This window comes from Streptomyces sp. NPDC031466, assembly GCF_055581265.1.
Window position 1 is genome coordinate 49,971 of record NZ_JBVIJT010000012.1, and the last position, 21,710, is coordinate 71,680.

General features: G+C 72.0%; 22 protein-coding genes and 1 pseudogene. 11 read left to right on the top strand and 12 right to left on the bottom strand.

Features of this window, described 5'->3' with window-relative positions; all coding sequences use genetic code 11:
• Window positions 1-182 precede the first annotated feature (182 nt).
• Together ACZ5GP_RS28105 and ACZ5GP_RS28110 are read right to left on the bottom strand one after the other, a co-directional pair.
• Complete coding sequence (locus ACZ5GP_RS28105) at window positions 183-1,058, bottom strand: PaaX family transcriptional regulator C-terminal domain-containing protein (RefSeq protein WP_468753482.1); 876 nt, start codon at window positions 1,056-1,058, stop codon at window positions 183-185.
• Window positions 1,055-1,699: a GNAT family N-acetyltransferase gene (locus ACZ5GP_RS28110; protein ID WP_468753483.1), complete on the bottom strand. Its 645-nt coding sequence runs from the start codon at window positions 1,697-1,699 to the stop codon at window positions 1,055-1,057. Before ACZ5GP_RS28110 ends, ACZ5GP_RS28105 begins: the two co-directional genes overlap by 4 nt.
• A 147-nt stretch (window positions 1,700-1,846) precedes the next feature.
• Here ACZ5GP_RS28110 and ACZ5GP_RS28115 point away from each other — a divergent pair, with 147 nt between their 5' ends.
• A complete protein-coding gene (locus tag ACZ5GP_RS28115; protein ID WP_468753484.1) occupies window positions 1,847-2,911 on the top strand; it encodes an alpha/beta hydrolase family protein in 1,065 nt (354 codons plus the stop codon).
• 262 nt (window positions 2,912-3,173) lie between these two features.
• Here the strand turns inward: ACZ5GP_RS28115 and ACZ5GP_RS28120 are convergent, their stop codons facing one another.
• Window positions 3,174-3,617, bottom strand: a complete 444-nt coding sequence (locus tag ACZ5GP_RS28120) for a nuclear transport factor 2 family protein (protein WP_468753485.1) — start codon at window positions 3,615-3,617, stop codon at window positions 3,174-3,176.
• Between the two features lie 140 nt (window positions 3,618-3,757).
• Between ACZ5GP_RS28120 and ACZ5GP_RS28125 the strand changes: the two are divergent.
• Window positions 3,758-4,095: pseudogene (locus tag ACZ5GP_RS28125) on the top strand (transporter); the annotation flags it as partial.
• 139 nt (window positions 4,096-4,234) lie between these two features.
• On the opposite strand, the gene ACZ5GP_RS28130 reads toward ACZ5GP_RS28125, so the two are convergent.
• The gene (locus ACZ5GP_RS28130) at window positions 4,235-5,107 is read right to left on the bottom strand and encodes an undecaprenyl-diphosphate phosphatase (protein WP_468753486.1); all 873 of its coding nucleotides are present in this window, start codon (window positions 5,105-5,107) and stop codon (window positions 4,235-4,237) included.
• Window positions 5,108-5,334: 227 nt separating this feature from the next.
• Window positions 5,335-5,820: a winged helix-turn-helix transcriptional regulator gene (locus ACZ5GP_RS28135; RefSeq protein WP_468753487.1), complete on the bottom strand. Its 486-nt coding sequence runs from the start codon at window positions 5,818-5,820 to the stop codon at window positions 5,335-5,337.
• A 116-nt stretch (window positions 5,821-5,936) separates the two neighbouring features.
• Here ACZ5GP_RS28135 and ACZ5GP_RS28140 point away from each other — a divergent pair, with 116 nt between their 5' ends.
• A complete protein-coding gene (locus ACZ5GP_RS28140) occupies window positions 5,937-7,106 on the top strand; it encodes a thiolase family protein (RefSeq protein ID WP_468753488.1) in 1,170 nt (389 codons plus the stop codon).
• A gap of 167 nt (window positions 7,107-7,273) precedes the next feature.
• Here ACZ5GP_RS28140 and ACZ5GP_RS28145 read toward each other — a convergent pair whose 3' ends face one another.
• Window positions 7,274-7,981, bottom strand: coding sequence for a TVP38/TMEM64 family protein (locus ACZ5GP_RS28145; RefSeq protein WP_361087135.1), 708 nt, complete (start codon window positions 7,979-7,981; stop codon window positions 7,274-7,276).
• Window positions 7,982-8,442: 461 nt separating this feature from the next.
• Here ACZ5GP_RS28145 and tuf point away from each other — a divergent pair, with 461 nt between their 5' ends.
• The 4 genes from tuf (at window position 8,443) to ACZ5GP_RS28165 (ending at window position 12,125) form a co-directional block, all read left to right on the top strand.
• The gene (gene tuf, locus ACZ5GP_RS28150) at window positions 8,443-9,612 is read left to right on the top strand and encodes an elongation factor Tu (protein WP_468753489.1); all 1,170 of its coding nucleotides are present in this window, start codon (window positions 8,443-8,445) and stop codon (window positions 9,610-9,612) included.
• A gap of 237 nt (window positions 9,613-9,849) precedes the next feature.
• A complete protein-coding gene (locus ACZ5GP_RS28155) occupies window positions 9,850-10,368 on the top strand; it encodes a hypothetical protein (protein ID WP_468753490.1) in 519 nt (172 codons plus the stop codon).
• A 76-nt stretch (window positions 10,369-10,444) separates the two neighbouring features.
• Window positions 10,445-11,239 carry a hypothetical protein gene (locus ACZ5GP_RS28160; protein ID WP_468753491.1) on the top strand — a complete coding sequence of 265 codons (795 nt, stop codon included), beginning with the start codon at window positions 10,445-10,447 and terminating at the stop codon, window positions 11,237-11,239.
• Between the two features lie 40 nt (window positions 11,240-11,279).
• Window positions 11,280-12,125, top strand: a complete 846-nt coding sequence (locus ACZ5GP_RS28165; RefSeq protein ID WP_468753492.1) for a spermidine synthase — start codon at window positions 11,280-11,282, stop codon at window positions 12,123-12,125.
• Here the strand turns inward: ACZ5GP_RS28165 and ACZ5GP_RS28170 are convergent.
• Both ACZ5GP_RS28170 and ACZ5GP_RS28175 read right to left on the bottom strand, forming a co-directional pair.
• Window positions 12,087-13,415: an MFS transporter gene (locus tag ACZ5GP_RS28170; protein WP_468753493.1), complete on the bottom strand. Its 1,329-nt coding sequence runs from the start codon at window positions 13,413-13,415 to the stop codon at window positions 12,087-12,089. The genes ACZ5GP_RS28165 and ACZ5GP_RS28170 overlap by 39 nt on opposite strands.
• Before the next feature lie 113 nt (window positions 13,416-13,528).
• The gene (locus ACZ5GP_RS28175; RefSeq protein ID WP_468753494.1) at window positions 13,529-14,623 is read right to left on the bottom strand and encodes a DUF8017 domain-containing protein; all 1,095 of its coding nucleotides are present in this window, start codon (window positions 14,621-14,623) and stop codon (window positions 13,529-13,531) included.
• 210 nt (window positions 14,624-14,833) lie between these two features.
• On the opposite strand from ACZ5GP_RS28175, the gene ACZ5GP_RS28180 reads away from it, so the two are divergent.
• Window positions 14,834-15,277 (top strand): DUF4442 domain-containing protein, encoded by a 444-nt coding sequence (locus tag ACZ5GP_RS28180; protein ID WP_468753708.1) that lies wholly within the window; start codon window positions 14,834-14,836, stop codon window positions 15,275-15,277.
• 102 nt (window positions 15,278-15,379) lie between these two features.
• Window positions 15,380-16,051: a DedA family protein gene (locus tag ACZ5GP_RS28185; protein WP_468753709.1), complete on the top strand. Its 672-nt coding sequence runs from the start codon at window positions 15,380-15,382 to the stop codon at window positions 16,049-16,051.
• Window position 16,052: 1 nt separating this feature from the next.
• Here the strand turns inward: ACZ5GP_RS28185 and ACZ5GP_RS28190 are convergent, their stop codons facing one another.
• Entirely contained in the window at window positions 16,053-16,586 is a 534-nt protein-coding gene (locus tag ACZ5GP_RS28190) for a gamma carbonic anhydrase family protein (protein ID WP_468753495.1), read from the bottom strand.
• Window positions 16,587-16,720: 134 nt separating this feature from the next.
• Here ACZ5GP_RS28190 and ACZ5GP_RS28195 point away from each other — a divergent pair, with 134 nt between their 5' ends.
• Window positions 16,721-17,494, top strand: a complete 774-nt coding sequence (locus ACZ5GP_RS28195) for an acyltransferase (protein WP_468753496.1) — start codon at window positions 16,721-16,723, stop codon at window positions 17,492-17,494.
• 189 nt (window positions 17,495-17,683) lie between these two features.
• On the opposite strand, the gene ACZ5GP_RS28200 is transcribed toward ACZ5GP_RS28195, so the two are convergent.
• On the bottom strand, window positions 17,684-18,547 hold the full coding sequence (locus tag ACZ5GP_RS28200; protein ID WP_468753497.1) for a DMT family transporter: 864 nt from the start codon (window positions 18,545-18,547) through the stop codon (window positions 17,684-17,686).
• 105 nt (window positions 18,548-18,652) lie between these two features.
• Between ACZ5GP_RS28200 and ACZ5GP_RS28205 the strand changes: the two genes are divergently transcribed.
• Entirely contained in the window at window positions 18,653-19,237 is a 585-nt protein-coding gene (locus ACZ5GP_RS28205) for a helix-turn-helix domain-containing protein (protein WP_468753498.1), read from the top strand.
• A 4-nt stretch (window positions 19,238-19,241) separates the two neighbouring features.
• Here the strand turns inward: ACZ5GP_RS28205 and ACZ5GP_RS28210 are convergent, their stop codons facing one another.
• Both ACZ5GP_RS28210 and ACZ5GP_RS28215 read right to left on the bottom strand, forming a co-directional pair.
• The gene (locus ACZ5GP_RS28210; RefSeq protein ID WP_468753499.1) at window positions 19,242-20,417 is read right to left on the bottom strand and encodes an acyl-CoA dehydrogenase family protein; all 1,176 of its coding nucleotides are present in this window, start codon (window positions 20,415-20,417) and stop codon (window positions 19,242-19,244) included.
• Window positions 20,414-21,610 (bottom strand): CaiB/BaiF CoA transferase family protein, encoded by a 1,197-nt coding sequence (locus tag ACZ5GP_RS28215; protein WP_468753500.1) that lies wholly within the window; start codon window positions 21,608-21,610, stop codon window positions 20,414-20,416. Before ACZ5GP_RS28215 ends, ACZ5GP_RS28210 begins: the two co-directional genes overlap by 4 nt.
• Window positions 21,611-21,710 lie beyond the last annotated feature (100 nt).

A 21,710-nucleotide genomic window follows, 5' to 3' on the forward strand; every position in this document is an offset into this window, starting at 1 on the left:
GTTAAGGGCATGGCGCCCAGCCTAGGGGATGGCTCTGACAATCGGAACTGTCAGCTACCACACACCTGCGCCACGTGATCATCCCGGCTGCCGGACCCCGGACGGCCGCGGGAGCAGTGGGCGGCAATCGCCCCGAGCTGGCCGGCCCGTTGCTGTCCTGTCGTCCGATGCCTCACCCCTGTTCAGTGCGCGGCGCCGTCTGCTGCCTCTTGGGTGATGTCGGCGTAGAGGCGGAAGAGGACCGGGCGGGCTTCGTCGTGTTCTTGCCGGTGCAGGGCGGCCCAGCACCGGGTGATGAGTTCCCGGGCCTGGGTGCCGGGCCATGGCTGGGGCAGGAGTTGGGGCGGCAGGAGTGGGTCGGGTTCCATGGCGCGCGTGAGTTCGGCGGCCAGTTCGACCGCGATGGTGAGGAGTGCGGAGGGGGAGAGCCGGTCGGGGCCGGTGAGCCCGGCGAGGCGGGGCTGGGCGAGGCGGCCGAGGCGGTGGTAGCGCTCGGCGATCTCCTGCAGGGGCCACAGTTGGCGGGCGAGCTCGGCGGGTTCCAGGGTGGCGCCCCTGCGCAGGTCCGTCGTGGTGAGGAGGGTGAGCGCGTCATGGGCGCCCAGGCGGTGGGCCGCTTCTTCGACGTACGGTTCCCAAGCGTTGGCGCAGACGTACAGTCCGCCCTGCAGCGGGGCGCCGCCTAGGTGGACGAGGGTCTCGCGCAGGGAGTCACGGGCCGTGCGCGCCGATTCGGGCACCGCGAAGGCGGCGAGGTGCCAGACACCGTCCCAGGGCGCGAGCCCGGCGTCCTGCCGGAACGCGTGCCGCAGGAAGTCCGCGTTGGGGGCGAGGGCACGCAGGGTGTCCGCGGTGGCGTGCAGTTCAGCCTTGCGGCCCCGGCCCTCGTGGGTGAACCGGCCTTCGGTCACGAGGCGTTTGACGCACAGCCGCACCTGCTGGTCACTCATGCCCAGGGTGTTGGCCACGGTGTAGAGCTCGTCCGCGCGGACAGTGCCGTCCTCGCGGATCAGCGCATGGACGAGCATGCGGGTGGGGATCTCGATGTGTTCGGTCATGATGCGCTCAGTCTTCCCGGCGCGTTCGCCACGACAGGGCGGTGCATGGTGGTCACCGCGCCGAAACCCATGAGCCCGCGAAGCCAGGGCGTGTGCTCGGTCCGTACGGCCGCGAAGCCGCGCCGCTCGTACAGGGCCCTGGCACGTGGGTTGGTGTCGATCACGTCCAGTCGGATCTTCCGGCAGCCCTGCTCAGCGGCGACGGCGGCCACTTCTTCGATGAGCAGGCTCCCGACACCGCGGCCCCGTAGGTCGGGGTCCACGGCGATGCCGTCCATGACGAGCTGCCCGGGGGCCGGGTGGCGTTCGAACAGGGCGAGGAGCAGGAGTCGGCGCAGTCCCCGCAGGTGCCCGTACGTGCGCAGCACGGCGGCCGCCGAGCCCCCGGTGAGGGCCCGCCCGCCGAGCTGGTAGCCGGCGAGGCCGACGAGCTGCCCGTCGAGGAACGCGCACACCGCGCGGTCGGCGTTCAGATGGGCGGCGATGAAGGACACCGCCTTGTCCGGCGGGTTCAGGGCGGGGCCGAGTTTGCGGCCGAAGGCGTCCCAGTACAGTTCGGCCGCCCGCCGCTCGGCTCCCTCTGGTATCCCCCGCCGCACTGTCACCGGCCCGGTGCCGGTATCCGTCGCGTCGAACCCCATGCGATGTCCCCCTCTTGTGGCTGTGACCTGACCTGGCTGCGAACTCCACTCAAAACTATCATCCAAGGAACGACCGTTCCAGCAGTGATAGTTTCGTTCCGTGTGAATCGAACAGATCCGTGGATCGAACAGAGGCGGTCAGATCTCATGTGCGCAAAGATCCAACCCCGACGGCGTGGGCTCCGCATCGCCGTGTGGTCCCTCGTCGCGGTGCTGGTCGTGGCCGCTGGTCTCGTCGGCGTGGTGCTGTGGCAGAACACCTACGACCTGGAGGAGGAACGGGTGTCGATACGCCACGGCGGCCATACCCTCCACGCAGTACTCGCCACCCCCAAAGACGGCCGCAAGCAGCACGGCCTGGTCGTGTACGTCCACGGCGACGGACCTGTCAACGCCACCCACGACGACGGTTACAAACCCATGTGGGAAGCGAACGCCAGGGCCGGATACGCCTCCCTGTCCTGGGACAAGCCCGGAGTCGCGGGCGCACCCGGCAACTGGCTCGACCAGTCCATGGACGACCGAGCCGAGGAGGCCGCCGCCGCCATCGCCTGGGCGCGCGCCCGCCCGGACATTCAGGGCGACCGGATCGGGCTCTGGGGCGCCAGTCAGGCGGGCTGGGTCCTGCCGAAGATCGCCGCCCAGACGCCCGTGAGCTTCGTCATCGCCGTCTCGCCCGCGATCAACTGGCTCCAGCAGGGCCGCTACAACCTTCTCGCCGAGCTGCGCGCCGACGGAGCGTCGGCGGCCCGCACCGAGGCAGAGATCAGCAGGAGCGAGACGACCCGCCGGCTGCTGGAACGCGGCGCGACCTTCACGGAGTACGTCAGGGCGATGGGCGGCGACGCGGACGGCATGACCGCCGACCGCTGGGGCTTCATCTCCAAGAACTACACCGCGGACGCCACGCGGGATCTCCGCGCTCTGCGCGGCGTACCCGTACTGCTCACCCTCGCGGGCCACGACACCAACGTGGACATCGCCGACACGGAGCGCGGCTACCGCAATGCGCTGGACGGAGGTGGTGCATTGACGGTCAAGCGATACCCGGACGCGACCCATTCACTGCTCAAACGGTCCATCGAGCAGTCGAACCTCAAGACCACGCTCACCGCGCTCTTCTTGCCCCGTTCACTCTTCGCGGACGGATTCCTGGACGACCAACGGCAGTTCCTCGAACATCTCGGCCACGGCAGCAACCCCACGCCATGACACTCCCGCAAGGCCGGCGAGGGCGCGTGGCGCACGTTCGCGTGTACCACCCGGTGCGCTTGGACCGAACACCGACAGTTGTCGGCGTACAAGTGGACCTGCCGGCTGATCACCTGGGACATCAACGCCGACTCCGCGCTCCGTCGGGCGACCAGCACCCGCCGGAGCGCGGAAAAAGGGGACCTACAGGTCGAACCACCCGGCGGGGTCGCCATCAACGAGTGGTGGCGGCCAGCACCTTCGCCGGCGATCTGATGGCCCTTCACCGTTTCTCGGCCTCGAATGCCTGGGCGACGGCGAGGCTGTCCTCGTAGACATGGTGCCGGGTGACAAGGCCGTCCTCGACGGTGAGGTGCAGGGCGAACCGGGCACGATACGCCCGGCCCGTGGGCCGGGCGGTCTGGCGAATCTCGCCGAGCACGACCGCATCGTCTCCATCGATGAGGATGCGCTCGACCTCAGTAGCTGCGCGCTCCGCCACATGGTGCTCAGCAAGCTCGCGATAGTGGGCGGCCGCGTCGGCCCGCGTGGACCGGTGCCGGATCCACGGCGTGGCAGCGCGGCCGTGCTCGCCGTCCGGCCAGTCGAGCTTCCAATCGCCGTGCTCGGCATACAGTTCGGCGATGTGCTCGGGGTCGCCTGCGCCGATCCTGCGCAGCAACTCCTCGACGACGGTGCGCGTGTTTGTACGGGCGGCTATGGACATGGCTTGCCTCTCCGTCTTCATCCGCATCCTCTGACGCGGAGAGATCGCCAACCTTGCCAGCACGGGTCGACCGAGACGATTACCCCTGAAGTAAGGCAAGCGCATTCTCAAGATTTACTTCCGAAGGCTCGTTCGCGTGCAAGCGTGGCACCGACGCAGGCGTGATCAACCAGGGCCTGTACTACATGGCCTGGCTGACGAACCACAAGGACGCCTTCCGGAATCTGGTCAGATTCTGTGGAGCGCATCTTGGCTGATCTGCGTGGCCGGGTACTTCACCCGCTACGACGCGCACGCCGTGCGCGAGCACCGGCGCTCGATCGACCTGGTCCGCTACCGGTACTTCGACCGCGACCGCTTCGGCTTGGAGACCGTAGCCTCGGGACGTGACAGGGCTCGGCCACCACGGCACCGGCGACCAGAAACTGCGGCTGCGTACGGAGCGCGACCTGGCGATCAGGGGGCGTTCTTCGCCGAGGGCTTCCTCGCCGGTGCCCCTGGCGGGTGCCGGCGGCAGCGAGGTGCGAGGCCGGGGGTCCGGGGTGCGGGGTGAAGCGGCCGGAGAGGTCGTCCAGGCGCCAGGAAACGTTGGATAGCGCTGCCTGCGCGGCCCTGGTTCAGCCGCCGGATTCGCCCGCGTGCGGGCTGAGCGTGCCCGTGGCGACCAGGGCGATCAGGACGATGCCGAGCAGGACCCGGTAGTAGACGAACGGCATGAAGCTCTTGGTGGTGATGAACTTCATGAACCAGGCGATCACCGCGTAGCCCACCACGAACGCGATGATCGTCGCGAAGATCGTGGGGCCCCACGAGACATGTCCCTCGCCCGCGTCCTTCAGTTCGAAGACGCCGGAGGCGAGGACGGCGGGGATGGCCAGGAGGAAGGAGTAGCGGGCGGCGGCCTCGCGGGTGTAGCCCATGAGGAGGCCGCCGCTGATCGTGGCACCGGAGCGGGAGACGCCCGGGACCAGGGCCATCGCCTGGCAGACGCCGAAGATCAGGCCGTCCTTGACGCCCAGCTCCTTGAGGCCCTTGCGCTCGCGTACGGCGCGGTGCTTGCCGCCCGTCTCGTCGCGGGCCGCCAGGCGGTCGGCGATGCCGAGGACGACGCCCATGACGATCAGCGTGGTGGCGATGAGCCGCAGATCGCGGAAGGGACCCTCGATCTGGTCCTTGAACGTCACGCCGAGGACGCCGATCGGAATCGAGCCGACGATGACCAGCCAGCCCATCTGCGCGTCGTGGTCCGAGCGCGGCACCTTCCCGAGGAGCGAACCGAACCACGCCGAGATGATCCGCGCGATGTCCTTGCGGAAGTAGATCAGGACGGCCGCCTCGGTGCCGATCTGCGTGATCGCCGTGAACGCGGCACCGGGGTCGTGCCAGCCCGCGAACGCCGCCGTCAGCCGCAGATGCGCGCTGGAGGAGATCGGGAGGAACTCGGTCAGTCCCTGGACGAGCCCGAGGATGAAGGATTCAAGCCAAGACATGAGAACTGCGCCGTCCAAGTACTGATCATCAGACCGCGCGAGCGGTCACAGCGGTCATGGGGGTCATAGGAGTCATAGCGGTGCATGGCTGAGGCGTACGGGATGTGTGAGCGGGCGCCGCGGAGGCGGTACGCCCGGACGCGAGAGGAGATCACCCCCTCGTCGTGGGGCAGCGTAGCGGCCTTGGGTTACGAGAACGCTGGGAGGGCCGTCCCGTCGGCCGCCGATCAGCCCGAGGTCGTGGCAGCTCCCTGTGCCGCCGAGGGCCCCGCCGTCGTCCAGCCCGGGGCCTGCGGATGCGCGGTGAGTTCCTCGTGGCGGACCGCGTCGCCGCAGGCCGAGCAGGTCACCGTGGGGACCAGCTCGTGCCCGCAGGAGTGCTCCACGACCATCGGGCGGTCCTCGTCCCCGCGCAGATGCCGGTCGCCCCAGGCCATGAGGGTCATCAGGACCGGCTCCAGTTCGAGGCCCGCGGGAGTCGGCCGGTACAGGAAGCGCTGCGGGCGCTCGCTGTAGGCCACCTTCTCCAGGACGCCCGCCTCCACCAGCCGGCGAAGGCGCGTCGCGAGGATGTCGCGGGGCGCCCCGATGTTGCGTACGAGCTGGTCGAAGCGCTCATTGCCGAGACACACCTCGCGCAGCACGAGCAGGGAGTACTTCTCGCCGACGAGGGCGAGGGCGTCGGCGATGGAGCAGGGGCGCGGATCCTTCATGCGGGCAGTCTAGGGGCCCACGACGAGAGGGTTCGTTTTTCCAACTCGCGGAGTTATGGTGAGTCCAGATTTCCTACTTACTGGTAGCCCCATCGGTAGCCGAAAGAGGCCGCATCATGCGCGACGCCGTCATCGTCGAAGCCGTACGCACCCCCGTCGGCAAGGGCAAGCCCAACGGCGCCCTCGCCGGCGTCCACCCCGTCGAACTCCTCGCCCACACCCTGCGCGCCCTCGTCGAACGCACCGGCATCGACCCGGCCCTCGTGGACGACGTGATCGGCGGCACCGTCGACCAGGTCGCCGAGCAGGCCATGAACACCACGCGTTACGCCGTCCTGTCGGCCGGCTTCCCCGAGTCCGTGCCCGCCACCACTGTCGACCGGCAGTGCGGCTCCTCGCAGCAGGCCGTGCACTTCGCGGCGCAGGGCGTCATGTCCGGGGCGTACGACATCGTGGTGGCGTGCGGCGTGGAGTCGATGAGTCGCGTGCCGATGTGGTCGAACGTGCCCGCCGGGGCCGACCCGTTCGGGCCCGGCGTCGCCGAGCGCTACCCGGAGGGCCTGGTCCCGCAGGGCATCAGCGCCGAGCTGATCGCCGCCAAGTGGTCCCTGGGCCGCGAGCGGATGGACGCCTTCGCCACCACCTCGCACCAGCGGGCCGCACGCGCCTGGGACGCGGGCCTCTTCGACGCCGAGACCGCGCCGATCGCGGGCCTGACGCGCGACGAGTCGGTGCGCCCCGCCACCACCCCCGAGGTCCTCGCGGGTCTCAAGCCTGCCTATTACGACCCGCACTTCGGCGAGCGCTTCCCGCAGATCGACTGGTCCGTCACGGCGGGCAACTCCAGCCCCGTCAACGACGGCGCGTCCGCGGTCCTCATCACCACGAGCGAGCACGCGGCCCGGCTCGGTCTGCGTCCGCTCGCCCGCCTGCACAGTTTCGCCGTCACCGGCTCCGACCCGCTCCTGATGCTCACCGGCATCCTGCCCGCCACCGAGAAGGTGTTGCGCAAGGCATCGCTGACTCTGGACGACATCGACCTGTTCGAGGTCAACGAGGCCTTCGCCGCCGTGGTCCTGGCCTGGCTCCAGGAGACCGGCGCCGACCACGAGAAGGTCAATGTGCACGGCGGCGCCATCGCGCTCGGCCACCCCCTCGGCGCCAGCGGCACCCGCCTGATGACCACGCTGGTCCACGCGATGCGCGCCCGGGGTGCCCGGTACGCCCTGCAGACGATGTGCGAGGCCGGCGGGCTCGCCAACGCGACGATCCTCGAAGCGCTCTGAGCCGACGGGGCCGGCGGCGGGGCGGGCGGAGATCCGCGGCCGCCTCGCCACCGGCCCCGTTCGGGCTCGGCGTCCACCCCGCCGATATTGCGCCCGTGCTCAACGGCGCCCCGCGTGCCACGCTGCCTGAAGCCGGCGCGGCGCCCGGCGCGCCACGCCGACCGAACTCAGCGCGCGCCGCGCAAGTGGTGGCGCTTGAACCAGGCGACCGCCGCCCCCGCCAGCCCCGTCACCGCGATGAAGCCCATCGCGATCAGGAACGCGGGCGACGTCGGCGTCGAGGCGCGGGCGCCCGCGACGACGTACGCCGCCGTGTTCGGGATCGACCCGAGGCCCGTGGCGACGAGGAAGGGCAGCCAGCCCATGCGGGAGACGGCCGCGCAGTAGTTGGCCGCGGCGAACGGCACGCCGGGAAAGAGCCGCACGGCCAGCATCGACCGGAAGCCGTGCCGGCTGAGCTGGCCGTCCGCGGCCTTCAGCCAGCGGCCCCGCAGCAGCGGCCGCAGCGCGTCCTGGCCCAGCATCCGGCCGAGCCCGAAGGCGATCCCGGCGCCGAACACCGTGCCGGCGATCGCCGCCCCGAGCCCCGCCTGGGAGCCGAACAGCGCGCCCGCCGCCAGATTGAGCAGCGGCCGCGGGACGAACGCGGCGGTGCACACCCCGTACGCCACCGCGAACAGGGCCACCGCCGTGGCGCCGCCCAACTGCGCCGGCCACCCGTCGGAGAGGTATCTCTGCGGCTGGAACAGCAGCACGCAGGTCGCGGCCGCCGCGAGCAGCACCACGAGGAGCGACAGGCGTGACCACGGAGACAGCAGCGCCTTGGTGCAGCGCACGGCGAGGCCCTGGGGTCGGGCGGTTGCGGTCTCGAACATCCGGGAAGACTAACCGGCTGATGTGTCTGATCGCCGTATGGTGCGTCTCACGAGCGTCACAGTCCCGGGAAGTGACCCGGTCCACAGCGCGGTCGACCCCTCGTCCCGGCCCGTGCGGAAAGCGCTGCGGAACCTCTGACGTCACCGGCGGACCGCGCGCGGCAACCGCGTGCACGGCACGCGCAGTTCGGGCGGAAAACCACTCGACGCCCGCGTCCTCTTCGGTGAGGATCTGAGGCATGTCCCGGTACGCCTTCCTCGCAGCCACGCCCGCAGTCGCGGGCGCTGCGACGGCTGCCGTCCCCGCACTCGACGCCTTCGACGGCGCCCGAGGCTGACCCTCCCCGGACACACCGGCGGACCCCGCAGGGGGAGGGTCGGTCCGGCCCCCGGGGTCCCCGTCCCGACCGCGTACACGCCGGTCCGGGACAACAGCTTCGAGTTCCCGAGAAGGAACCCCCATGCCCAAAACGGCTTACGTCCGCACGAAGCCCCACCTCAACATCGGCACCATGGGCCACGTCGACCACGGCAAGACCACCCTGACCGCCGCCATCACCAAGGTCCTCGGCGAGCGCGGCACCGGCACGTTCGTGCCCTTCGACCGGATCGACCGCGCGCCGGAGGAGGCCCGGCGCGGCATCACCATCAACATCGCGCACGTCGAGTACGAGACCGACACCCGGCACTACGCGCACGTGGACATGCCGGGCCACGCCGACTACGTCAAGAACATGGTCACCGGCGCCGCCCAGCTCGACGGGGCGATCCTCGTCGTCTCGGCGCTCGACGGGATCATGCCGCAGACCGCCGAGCACGTGCTGCTCGCCCGTCAGGTCGGCGTCGACCACATCGTCGTGGCCCTGAACAAGGCCGACGCCGGGGACGAGGAGCTGACCGACCTGGTCGAGCTGGAGGTCCGCGACCTGCTCTCCGCACACGGGTACGGGGGCGACGGCGTCCCTGTCGTACGCGTCTCCGGGCTGCGGGCACTGGAGGGCGAGCCCCGGTGGACCGCCGCCATCGAGGCGCTGCTCGACGCCGTGGACACGTATGTGCCGGTGCCCGAGCGCTATCTCGACGCGCCGTTCCTGCTGCCCGTCGAGAACGTGCTCACCATCACCGGGCGGGGCACCGTGGTCACCGGCGCCGTCGAGCGCGGCACCGTCCGCCTCGGCGACCGTGTGGAGGTCCTCGGCGCGGACACCGAGACGGTGGTCGCCGGCCTGGAGACCTTCGGCAAGCCGATGGAGGAGGCACAGGCCGGCGACAACGTCGCCCTGCTGCTGCGCGGCCTGCCACGCGACGCGGTCCGCCGCGGCCATGTGGTCGCGGCGCCCGGCAGCATCAGTCCGCGACGCCGCTTCACCGCGCAGGTGTACGTCCTGTCGGCGCGGGAGGGCGGCCGCGCGACGCCGATCGCCACCGGCTACCGGCCGCAGTTCTACATCCGCACTGGGGACGTGGTCGGTGCCGTCGACCTCGGCGGGGCGGCGGTGGCCCGCCCCGGCGAGACGGTCACGATGACCGTCGAACTGGGGCGTGACGTACCGCTGGAGACGGGCCTCGGCTTCGCCATCCGCGAGGGCGGCCGCACGATCGGCGCGGGAACCGTCACGGAGGTCGCCTGACGGGTGGTTAGGCCGCCTCCTGGGGCGGGCAGTGCTCGGCGTGAGCACCGCCCGCCTCCCCGGGGCACGTTGATAGGCGACCACCTTTCGAGCCCTGGGTCATCGGTGTACGCCGTGTGCGCCGTGTGCTCCAACGCGCCGGGGGAGAGCGCCTGTTGCCCCGTGTGCTGAAGCGACTACGTAAAGTAACGTCGACCCCGTACCAAGTTCGGAGCAGGCGAACTCGCGGGAGCAGACATGCGCACCTGGAAAACGGCGGCCGCCTCGGCGTCGATGGCGGTACTGGCACTCATCGGCGGGACCTCACCCGGCGCGGCGCGAGGGGCGGGGCCCGACCCGTCCGCCCCGGCCGCCGTGCCCGCCGGGCAGAGGCCCGCGTCCGGGCACGCGGAAGCCGGCAGGTCCGGCGCGGACGCGGACGCCTCGGCGGTGATCCGCTGCGAGGGCCAGGTGCAGCGCCCGCACAACTCCACCCACGTGCCCGGCACCATCAACGTCGTCGTGACGGTCTCGTGCACGGGACCGGTGCCGGAGATCACCACCCGGGCGGCCCTCTACAAGAACGGACGCCTCGTCAACCAGTCCGCGCTCAGGACCCAGCGGAACACCCGCGGCGGCCAGAACAACGCGGCCGTGCGGTGCAGCCCCGGCAACTACCGGGGCTGGATGTACTTCAAGGTCGTCTTCCCGCCCGGCTACCGCCCGCCCACCGGGTCCTCCAACGGCTTCGGCCAGGAAGTGGCCCTCTCCTGCTGACCCGCGACCGTGCCGCGACCGCGCCGCGAGCCGCGGCGTCCGGCGCGCGGGTCGCCGCCGGGGAAGGAGTACCGGCGTGCCCCTCACCTCCGCCCAGATCCTGCGCCGTCGTGTGACCCGGCTCGACGTGGCGGCGGGCCCGGGCGCCGACACGGGCGCCGGGCTCCGCCACTTCACGTCCGTCATGACGGCCTCGACCGAGCCCGAGATGACGGCCCTGGCGGGCGGCCCGGCCGTCCTCACCCCCGCGGAGGTGGGGGAGGCGGACGAACTGGCCGACACCTGCCTGCTGCTCGCCCGGCTCGCCCGCGACGAGGAGAGCCTGGTCCGGGGGCCCCTCGACCGGACCCGCCAGCACTGGATCGGCGCCGGCCCCCACGCCCTGGCGCCGCACCGGCACCCCGTCCCGGATCCGGGCCGGTTCACCGCGCCCGGCGAACACCCCGGACCACCCGGCACGAAACCGTTCCACCTGGGGCTCTACACCTCCACGGCACGGGACGACGGGCCCGGCATGTGGCGGACCTACCTCGACATCGGCTCGACCCTCCACCCCCGGCCCTGGCAGACCTGGCACCTGCCGGTCACCGCCCCCGCCACCGACATCCTCGAGATCGGCGGCGCGGGCGACTGGGCCGCCTTCGTCGGGCGCTACCCCCTCGTCCACGGCGATGACGTCCACCCCGACTGGGCCGCCGCCGCCCGGGACCACGCCGGGGTCCACATGACGCTGCGGGCGATCGTCGCGGCCCAGGGGTTCCGCGTCCGGGTGCCGGCCGGCCTCGCGGCCGCACCCTATTGGGACATCGAGTCCACGCTGTGGCTGCGCTGGTGCTTCGCCGCCCCGCGCCTGGCCGAGGTCACGCCATGACGGACGGGGGCCGGGCCGGCGGGCGGGCACAATGGAGCGCGTGGACGAGCACATTCCCGTGACCCGCGACGTCGATCACGGCGTCGCCAAGCTGATGCCCGACGTCGACCGGGCACGGGCCTGGCTGCTCACCGTCGACGGCGCGCCCCAGTCGTACGTGGACCTGGACGCGCCCACCCACCTGGAGTTCGAGTACGCGCGACGGCTCGCCCACGTCCTCGACATCGCCGCCGGGCCGGGCCGGGCGCTGGACGTCCTCCACCTCGGCGGCGGCGCCCTCACCCTGCCCCGCTACGTCGCCGCCACCCGCCCCGGCTCCCGCCAGGACGTCGTCGAGGCCGACCGCGGGCTGCTCCGCCTGGTCGCCGAACAACTGCCGTGGGAGCCGGACTCGGGGATCGCCGTGCACGGGGCGGACGCCAGACGGTGGCTCGACGCGGCACCCGACGACAGCGCCGACCTCCTGGTCGCCGACGTCTTCGGCGGCTCCCGGATACCCGCGCACCTCACCACGGTCGCCTACGCCCGGACCGCCGACCGCGTGCTGCGCCCGGACGGGAGCTACGTGGCGAACCTCGCCGACGGCGCTCCCTTCGCCTTCCTCCGCTCCCAACTGGCCACCTTCGCCGAGGTCTTCGAGGAGCTCGCGCTGATCGCCGAACCGTCCGTGCTGCGCGGCCGCCGCTTCGGGAACACGGTCCTCGTCGCCGCGCACACCCCCATCGACGTCGCCGCCCTCGCCCGGCGCGCGGCCGCCGACGCCTTCCCCGCCCGCGTCGAGCACGGCGAACCGCTGCGGCGCCTCATCGGGGACGCGCGTGCCGTCCGCGACGAGGACGCCGTCCCCTCACCCGAGCCGCCCGGCGGCGCCTTCGGCATCGGCTGAGGTCCCGGCGATGGCGTCCGCGGAACCGCCGGCGCGCGGCGCGGGCACCGCCGCCATCTCCTTCGTGCGGCGCGTCAGACGGCGTACGTCGGGAACGAACAGGACGGCCGCCGTCACCAGCACCACGAGCACCGCGCAGCCCCACAGCGACGCGGAGCGCCCGAACGCGGACTCCGCGGGACCGGCGAGGGCCGTCGCCAGCGGGACCATCGCGATCGAGCCGAACCAGTCGTAGGCGGCGACGCGCGACAGCTTCTCCTCCGGGATCTCCTGGTGCATCGCGGTCATCCAGGACACGCCGAACACCTCGATGGCCACGCCGCTGACGAACATCACCGCGGCGAGCCCCGTCACCGGCAGCGGCACGGCGAGCGCCGCCGAGGGCGCGGCCAGCGGGAAGACGCAGAGGGTGCCCGCGAGCAGCAGCCGGCGCGGCCGCCACCGCGTCATCAGGAACGCGCCGCCGACCGTACCCGCGCCGAACGCGCCGAGCGCCAGGCCCCACGGCCCGGCGCCGCCCAGCTCGTCCCGCGCGACCAGCGGCCCGAACACCGACTCGGCGGCGCCCACCACCGCCACCACGACCGAGAACTGCGCCACGATCGACCAGAGCCAGGGGCGCCCGGTGAACTCCCGCCAGCCCTCCCGCAGGTCGGAGAGGAGCCCGCCGCCGGGCGCGCGCGCCGGGATGTGACCGACGTCGAGGAAGGAGCGCAGCGCGCCCGCGACGGCGAACGCCACCGCGTCCACGGCGAGCACCCAGCCCGGGCCGATCGCCGCGACCAGCAGCCCGCCGAGCGCGGCACCGCCGAGGCCCGCTCCCTGCATCGCCATCCGGTACATCGCGAACGCCCGGCTGACCTGTTCGCCGCTGACCGAGGACATCAGCATGCCCTCGGCCGCGGGGCCGAAGAAGGCCTGGCCCACGCCGCCGAGGCCGGTGAGCAGCATCATCTGCCACAGCTGCGGCTCGCCCGCGACGACCAGCACGGCGAACGCGGCCTGCGAGAGGCAGTTGAGGGCGTTCGCGGCGACCATCACATGGTGGCGCGGCAGGCGGTCGGCGACCGCGCCGCCGATGAGCAGGAACAGGACGAGCGGCAGCGTCCGCGCGGCCGCCACGAGCCCGACGTCCCCGCCGTCGCCCCCGGCGTCGAGAACCGCGAACGCCGCCGCGATCAACGCCCCGTGGCTTCCGAGGTTCGTCACGATCGCGGCGGCGGTCAGCAGCGTGTAATTGCGGCCCGCCCACGAGGGGCGGCGGCGCGGCGCGGGAGCGGGATTCGTCACCCGGGGACTATCCCCGGCGGTGGACCGACTTGCCAAACCGATTCTTCAGTGGCTCAGAGGTGAAGCGGCTCAGCGTCGGCCCGCGCCCGCACAGGCCCGAAGGATGCGCCGGCTCACGACTCCTCGGAACCCGCCTCGCTCCACCGGACCGTGGAGAGGATCTTCTTCACCGTCGCGTCGGACAGCTCGTCCTTGACGCCCTTGGCGCCGTAGAGCGTCCAGGCCACGTACTCACCGGCCTCGTTCTTGAAGGCGAACGTGGTGGCCTTGCCGTCCGAGTCGCACTTGGCGGACGTGGCGGTGCCGGACGTCGTGGAGGTGGCGACGCTGCCCTTGACGCCCGACTCGGTGGTGAAGTCCTCCACCTTGCCGATCTTGATCTTCTTCTTGTCGGCCTTGGTCTGCTCGGTGTAGCCGCCGTAGACCCACCAGGCCGAGTCGTTGCGCGCGATGTCCTTGGTGTTCTTCGCGCCGTTCTGGCCCTTGGTGCCGACCGCGGCGAGTTCGGTGTCGTCGGACGTGCCGTCCTTGTCGTCGTCGGACGTGCACCACTTCTCTTTGTAGATGGCGGGCGCCGACATGCCGATGATCGCCTTCGCGCCCTTGTCCTTGCGGTCGTCGAAGCCGATGAACGTGTCCGGGGTCCTGAGCACCCAGTCCGCCGGCACGTCGAAGGCGGTGCCCCACTTGGGGTTCACCACGACCTGCCAGCCGGGGATCGTCGGCTTGTCCTCGCCGCCCTCACCGCGTTCGTTGCCGCCGCCGGTGGGCGTCGGGCTCGGCTTCTTGGTGGCGGACTTCGAAGGCTCTGCCGGGGCCGCCTCGTCGTCCTTGTCGCCGCCGAGGACGAGGAAGCCGGTCACACCGGCCGCCACCACCACGGCCAGCGAGGCGACGATGGCGGTGATCTTCGTCTTGTTGCCGCCGCCCCCGCCCTGGCCGCCGCCGGTCTGCTGCGGCAGTCCGGCGGCCGGTGTCGGAGCGGACCACTGGGACTGCTCGGGCTGCGAGAACGCTCCCGGATGCGGCTGCTGGTAGCCGCCCGCGGGCGCTGCCGGCGGCTGCTGCGGGTAGCCCCCCGGCTGCTGCTGCTGATACCCCGGCTGCTGATAGGGGTTCGGCTGCTGGTAACCCGGCTGCTGATACGGGTTCTGATTCTGGTCCTGCGGGTTCTGCTCGCCCCCGGGCGGCTGCTGTTCTGGCCACATGGCCAGTAACCATAGAGGTGCCCGGGGGCAAGGTGCCACGGGCGTCCCCACCCACGCCGAGCGCGCGCGGGGGACGTATGGAGGGAACGTGCGGCGAAAGCGGGGAAAAGCGTCAGGATTCCCTCGCGCTCCCTCCCGCCGGGCGGCCGGCCGAGGGCCTGGCCAATGGGGCTACTCATGGGTAACATCGCGGCCATGAGCGCAGACCAGATGTCGATCGGCGAGATGCTCGCCGCCACGGTGCCGATGGCCAGGACCCTGAACCTGGAGTTCCGCGAGACCGCGCCGGACAAGGCCGTGGTGGCCCTGCCCGACCAGAGCGACTATCACAACCACGTCGGCGGCCCGCACGCCGGCGCCATGTTCACGCTGGGCGAGTCCGCGAGCGGGGCCATCGTCCTCGCCGCGTTCGGCGCGCAGCTCTCCCGCGCCGTGCCGCTGGCCGTCAGCGCCCAGATCGCGTACAAGAAGCTGGCCATGGGCCCCGTGACGGCGACGGCCACCCTCGGCCGCCCGGCCGACGACGTGATCGCCGAGCTCGACGCGGGCAAGCGCCCCGAGTTCCCGGTCGCCGTCGAGATCCGGCGCGCGGACGGCGCGGTGACCGGGGAGATGACGGTCCTTTGGACCCTGCGGCCCAACGACCCGAGCTGACGCGTTCCTTTCCGGTGAACCGGGGCGGGTAGGCTGCGCGGCGTGCGCGGCCGAGGGGCGCGTGCGCCGGGGCAGGACTGGGAACTACGGGAGGAGCCGGCGTTGCACGTCCAGGAGTGGCTGGAGCAGGTACCGGCCGTCAGCATCTACGCGCTGGTGGGCATCGTCATCGGCCTGGAGAGCCTGGGCATTCCGCTGCCCGGTGAGATCGTCCTGGTCTCCGCGGCCCTCCTCTCCTCCCAGCACGGGGAACTCAACCCCGTGATCCTGGGCGCGTGCGCCACCGCGGGCGCCATCATCGGCGACTCCATCGGATACGCCATCGGGCGCAAGGGCGGCCGGCCGCTGCTCGCCTGGCTGGAGCGCAAGTTCCCCAAGCACTTCGGCGCGGCCAATGTGGCGAGCGCCGAGCGGTCCTTCCAGAAGTGGGGCATGTGGGCGGTCTTCTTCGGCCGCTTCGTCGCCCTGCTCCGCATCTTCGCGGGGCCGCTCGCGGGCGTCCTGCGCATGCCGTACTGGAAGTTCCTCGTCGCCAACGTCCTCGGCGGCATCGTCTGGGCGGGCGGCACCACCGCGGTCATCTACTACATCGGTGTGGTGGCCGAGGACTGGCTGAAGCGCTTCTCCTACGTGGGGCTCGGCATCGCCGTGCTGATCGGCGTCGGCTCGATGCTGTTCGTCAAGCGGCGGGCGAAGAAGGCGGCGGCCGAGATCGAGGCGGAGGCGGCCGAGGCCCCCGACGCCGAGCCGCGGCGCGTCCCGGTCGCCGACTGAGTCATTTTCCGGCGTGTGCGTCGCGGTGGGCCCTGGCCAGCTCGACGTACATCGTGCCGTTGTGGGAGATGCCCTCGCGCTCCTCGTCGGTGAGCGGCCTGCGCACCTTGGCGGGCACGCCCGCGACGAGCGAGCCCGGGGGCACGCGCATGCCCTGCGGCACCAGGGCCTGCGCGGCGACCAGCGAGCCGGCGCCGATCACCGCGCCGTTCAGGACGGTGGCGCCCATCCCGATCAGGCAGTCGTCCTCGACGGTGCAACCGTGCAGGACGGCGTTGTGCCCCACCGAGACGCGCTCGCCGATGGTGAGGGGGAAGCCCAGGTCGACGTGGAGACTGCAGTTGTCCTGGATGTTGCTGTCGGCCCCCACGACGATGGGCCCGCCGTCGGCGCGCAGCACCGCGCCGTACCAGGCGCTCGCCCCCGCGTGCAGCGTCACCTCGCCGAGCACGACCGACGTCGGCGCGGTGAAGGCGTCCTGATCGATCTTCGGGTCCTTGCCGCCGATGCCGGCGATGAGTGCCTCGTGGCCCATCGGATGTCTCCCTCTTCGCTACGTCGTCGCGCCTGACGGCACGGTACGGGACGCGGGGACGGGCGCGGCCGCGTGGGGTGAAGATCACAGGCCGGGGACCTGCGGGGCAGGGTGGCACTGAGTAACGTGAGCGCGTGCCGACGAACAGGAACACGTTCTCATCCCTTGCCGCCGCGCCCCGCCGTCTCGCGCAGCGCGCGGTCCACTCGGGCTGGTCGTGGGTGCAGCGCACGGGCGCGGTGACCGCCGCGCACCCGGGGCGGCTGCGGTTCGGCGCGATCGGCGAGGGCACGAAGCTCGCCTTCCCCCAGGGAACCGTCTTCGGTGAGCCGTGGATACGGCTCGGCGACCACTGCATCGTGGGCGAGCACGTCACGCTCACCGCGGGGATGATGCCGGACCTCGACCTCGGCCCCGACCCGATCCTGCGGATCGGCAACGGTGTCGTGCTCGGGCGCGGCAGCCACGTCATCGCCGACACGGCGGTGACGATCGGCGACGACTGCTACTTCGGCCCGTATGTGTACGTGACGTCCACCAACCACTCCTACGACGATCCGCACACGCCCATCGGCAAGCAGTGGCCGCGGATGGAGCCCGTGGAGATCGGGCCCGGGTGCTGGGTGGGGACGGGCGCGGTGATTCTGCCGGGGGCCCGGATAGGGCGCAACGTGGTGGTCGCCGCGGGGGCGGTCGTGCGGGGCGAGGTCCCCGACCATGCGGTGGTGGCGGGGGCGCCGGCCCGGGTCGTGCGGACCTGGGACGCGCGGGCGGGATGGCAGCCGCCGCTGCGTACGCCCGCGCCGGTGCCGATTCCCGACGGGGTCACGCCGGAACAGCTCGTCGCGCTGGGGGAGTTGGCGGATCTGGAAGAGCTGGAAGAGCTGGGGGAGCCGGGCGAGGGGTGAGCCGGGCCAGGTGCAAGTCGGGCAAAGAGTGAGTGGGGAGAGGGGTGAGTCGGGTCTCGTGTCGGCCGCGCGTCCGCCGTGGCTCGTCGCGCCCCTCGTGGGGCGCTGTCGGCTCGCCGTGTGCCGCGCGGTTCCCGCGCTGATCGCGCCGAAGGAATCGCCCCGCCGCGTGCCCCTCGTGGGCCGCTGTCAGCTCGCCAGCAACACCGTTCCCACCAGCGCCAGGCCCGCCCCCGCCGCCTGGATCCCCCGCAGCCGCTCCTTCAGTACCGCCCGCGCCGCCAGTGCCGTGACCACCGGGTAGACGGAGGACAGGACCGCGGCGACGGTGACCGGCCCGTGCTGGGCCGCCACGGAGTACGTGCCGTTGGCCGCGACGTCCGCCAGGCCGACGAAGGCGAGGGCCGGGAGCGCGGCCCACAGGACGCCCGGTCCGGTGCCCTCGGGCAGCGCCGCGCCGCCGCGCCGCACGGAGACGTACAGCGCGATGCCGCCCGCCGCTACGTTCGTCACCCGCTGCACGAAGAGCGCGAGGAACAGTCCGGTGAGGTTGCTCGACGCCTCGGAGATCAGTGCCATGACGCCTCCGAAGCCGAACGCCGCGAGCAGCGTGAGCAGCACCGCCCGCCGCCGCACGGGAGCGCCGCGCAGCTCGGGCCCGCCCGCGAGCACGATGCCCGCCATGGCCACGGCGATCCCCGCGAACTGCGCGAGCCCGGGCCGTTCGCCGAGGAGGAGGCCGACGCCGACCGGCACGGCGACACCGAGCGAGCCGAGCGGCGAGACGACGCCCATCGGGCCGAGGGCGAGGGCCTGGTAGAACGCGAGCATGGCGACGGGGCCGACCAGTCCCGCGCCCACCGCGAACCACAGCCGGGGCCCCCACTCCGTCCACCCGCCGGTCGCCACCACGATGGCGCCCAGCACGAGCACGGCGACCGCCTGCGAGGCGACGACCACTGTCAGGGCGGGGATGCGCCGGGTCAGCAAACCGCCGCCGAAGTCGGCGAGACCCCACAGGAGGCTGGTGGCCAGGGCGAACAGTGCGGTCATGGAGAGGGCCTCGCAGTACAGTGTCGTGAACCATCGGGAACCATCAGGTGCACCACACGGTAGTTCAATATCCTGAACTCTGTCATACAAAATATTGGACGGAATGTGTCGGACCTCGACCAGCTGACCCAGTCGCTCGCGCGGAACCTCAAGCGCTGGCGCAACGAGAGGGGCTTCACTCTCGACGCCCTCGCGGCCCGCGCCGGCGTGAGCCGCGGCATGATCATCCAGATCGAGCAGGCCAGGACCAACCCCAGCGTCGGCATCACCGTCAAGCTCGCGGACGCGCTGGGCGTCAGCATCACCACGCTCCTGGACTACGAACAAGGCCCGCACGTGCGGCTCGTGCCGCCGGAGCAGGCGGTGCGCATGTGGTCCACCGAGGCGGGCAGCAGCACCACGCTCCTGGTCGGGGCCGAGGCGCGCGGCCCCTTCGAGCTGTGGTCCTGGCACCTGGTGCCGGGCGAGGGCAGCGCCTCCGACGCGCACCCGCCGGGCACCGTCGAGCTGCTGCACGTCTCGCGGGGCGAACTGACCCTCATGGTGGACGGCGTCGAGCACCTCGTCACCGCGGGATCGGCTGCCACCTTCGAGGCCAACGTGCCGCACGGCTACCACAACAAGGGGCCCGAACCGGTCGAGATGACCATGTCGGTCTCGGTGCCGCCCGCCCACGCGGCCTCGTACTGACGGCTCAGGCGTCGAGGTCCCCGCGTGCCACGAGTTGACGGGCGATCACATTGCGCTGGATCTCGTTGGTGCCCACTCCGGCGATCATCAGCGGCGCGTCCCGGAAGTAGCGTTCGACGTCGAACTCCGTGGAGTGGCCGTTGCCGCCGTGGATGCGGACCGCGTCCAACGTGATCCGCATCGCCGTCTCCGACGCGAACAGCTCGGCCATGCCCGCCGCCATGTCGACGCGCCGGCCCGCGTCGGCCTCCCGGGCGGCGTGCAGGGTGAGCTGACGGGCCGCGGAGAGCGAAGTGGCCATGTCCGCCTGGTGGTTGCCGATGGACTGGTGCCGCCAGATCGGCACGCCGAAGGACTCGCGCTCCCGCGCGTGGCGCAGCGCGTCCTCGAACGCGGCGCGGGCCACGCCGAGCGCGCGGGCCGCGACCTGGAGCCGCCCCGTCTCCAGGCCCTTCATCATCTGGCCGAAACCCTCGCCCTCGACGCCGCCGAGCAGCGCGTCGGCCGGGGCGCGGTGGCCGAAGAAGGACAGCTCGCAGCTCTCCATGCCCTTGTGGCCGCGCTCTTGCGGATCGCGGGGTGAGACGGTCAGGCCCGGGCCGTGTTCGACGAGCAGGACGGAGACGCCCCGGTGGCCGGGCTCGGCGTCGGGGTCGGTCCTGCAGAGCAGGGCGATCAGCCGGGAGCGGCGGGAGTCGGTGATCCAGGTCTTCGTGCCGTCGACGACGTAGCCGTCGCCGTCCTCGTCGCGCCGGGCGACGGTGCGCGGCGCCTGGAGGTCGCAGTCGCCGTCCGGCTCGGTCAGCGCCACCGTCGCGCGGACCTCGCCGCTGGCCATCCGGGGCAGCCACCGGCGCTTTTGCGTGTCGGTGCCGAAGCGCAGGAGCAGCTTCGCCACGACCGTGTGCCCGCCCATGGCGCCCGCCAGGCTCATCCAGCCGCGCGCCAGCTCCTCGGTGACCAGGACGCAGCAGGGCGTGGAGACGGGGGTCCCGCCGAACTCCTCGGGGACGGCGAGCCCGAAGACGCCGAGCTCCTTCATCCGCTCCATGAGCGCCTCGGGACAGGCGTCGGCGTGTTCCGGCTCCCTGGCCACCGGCCTGACCCGGCGCTCGACGAAGTCCCGCACGGTCGTGACGACCAGTTGTTCCTCGGGCGGCAAGGTGTCCAGGGCGCTCACCGGCAGACCCCTTCCGCGCACAACCGGGCGATGTCCTCGGGGCCGTGGCCCAGTTCGGCGAGGATCGCCTCGGTGTGCTCGCCCGCCGCCGGCACCGGGTCCATGCGCGGGGTGACCCCGGAGAGGGCGGCCGGCGGCAGCAACGCCCGCACGGGCTCGGACGTGCCGGGCACACGGATGTCCTGCCAGCGGCCCCGCTCGGTGAGCACCGGGTGGTCGAGGAACTCGTGCACCGAATTGACCCCGGCGTTGGCGATGCCGGCCCGGTCGAGCAACTTCATCGCCTCCTCGCTGCCGAGTTCCCGGAAGCGTACGGAGATGAGCGCGTCGAGCGCCTCGCGGTGCGCCACGCGGTCCGAGCCGGTGGCGAAGCGCGGATCGTCCGTCAGCTCGGGGCGGCCGAGGAACTGCCCGCACAGCGCGGCCCATTCGCGTTCGTTCTGCACGGACAGCAGCACGTCCTTGCCGTCGGACGCGGTGAACGGGCCGTACGGGGCGACCGTCGCGTGCCGGGCGCCGACGCGGGGCGGCTGGGTGCCGCCGTACCGCGTGTAGTAGGCGGGCTGGCTCATCCACTCGGCGAGCGCGTCGAAGAGGGAGACCTCCACGGTCGGGGCGCGGCCGGTCGTCGCCCTGGTGAACAGGGCCGACAGGATGCCGCTGTAGGCGTACATCCCGCCCGCGATGTCGGCCACGGAGATACCGACGCGCACTGCCTCGTCCTCGGTGCCGGTGAGCTGGAGCAACCCGGTCTGGCACTGGACGAGCAGGTCGTACGCCTTGCGGTCCGCCCAGGGGCCGTCGGTGCCGTATCCGCTGACGGTGCAGGGGATGAGAGAGGGGTGGCGTTCCTGGAGCCGCTCGGCGCCGAGGCCGATGCGGTCGGCGGCGCCCGGGGCGAGGTTCTGCACGAACACGTCGGCGCCCGCGAGCAACTCCTCCAGGATCTGCCTGCCGCGCTCCGACTTCAGGTCCAGGGTGAGCGACTCCTTGGAACGGTTGAGCCAGACGAAATAGCTGGCCTGGCCCCGCACGGTGGTGTCGTAGCGCCGCGCGAAGTCACCGCCGTCCGGCCGCTCGACCTTGATGACGCGAGCGCCCAGATCGGCGAGCTGCCGGGTGGCGAAGGGGGCGGCGACGGCCTGCTCAAGGCTGACGACGGTGATACCGGCGAGGGGGAGGGGAGGTGGCATGCGGCGTTTGTACGGCGTTGGCCCCGGGCGGGTCAATGGCGGCCCCCGGCCGACGGCCGGAGTCGTGCGCCGCGCGGGGCGAACACGGCTCCGCCCGACC